The 697-nt window shown below is 39.7% G+C and carries 1 protein-coding gene; it reads right to left on the bottom strand.

Annotated features, from left to right (window positions below):
• Nucleotides 1-92: 92 nt before the first annotated feature.
• A partial coding sequence (locus ACFIK8_RS11565) for a hypothetical protein (RefSeq protein WP_375669510.1) occupies nucleotides 93-697 on the bottom strand: 605 nt, incomplete at its 5' end.

The following is a 697-nucleotide window of genomic DNA, read 5'->3' as shown; positions in this document are numbered from 1 at the left end:
CCAAAAGCATAGGTAAAAACTCTTGTAACCTTTTTCAATTTTATTTGTAAGGTCTTCGATATAAACATCCAGTAAGGTATCAGTAAAATCAATTACAAGTTCGCAAACGGATTGTAAGATCCATGATCCCGCCGCCACTGGACAGGTTCGGCGAAATCACTTGACCAAAGACCAACCTTGTTGTTGCGTGCTGCTTCTTCAGCACTATGATACTGTCCTGGAACAGGATTTTTATTCTCCTTTGAAAGCACCAGCATACCCTCTGAAAGGCCTACTTCAGCTAAATCAATCCCTTCAACAAAACATTGTGCATAATGAATACCATTACGCATAAGAGCCTGCTTACACGATAAATCTTGACCAAGTGTTTTGGTGACCAACCAAGCTGTTGTAACTGCACCACATGGCCATTCTTGATCGCTTAATTTCGCTTTTTGACGCGGTGCACAAGTATCGACACCGTATAAATGAATATTACGCGTGATATGTGTACGCCAAGATTGCGCAACAGGAGTTACCAACTTAAATGTGACACCACTTGTAACCGATGCTTTACCATGAAAAATATCTCGATTGTTCAGTAAAATGTTCTTCTGCAGATTGAGAGTCGATTCGTTTTTTGCGAATTGCTGTTTAATGATGGGTTCAATTGGCTTTTTTTCTTCCAAATGCATCTCAACAATATCTTGGATATCTT

It is taken from the genome of Bartonella sp. MR168JLCBS, assembly GCF_042194175.1.
The sequence above is the reverse complement of the archived record's forward strand: the minus strand, read 5'-3'. Positions and strand labels throughout refer to the sequence as shown.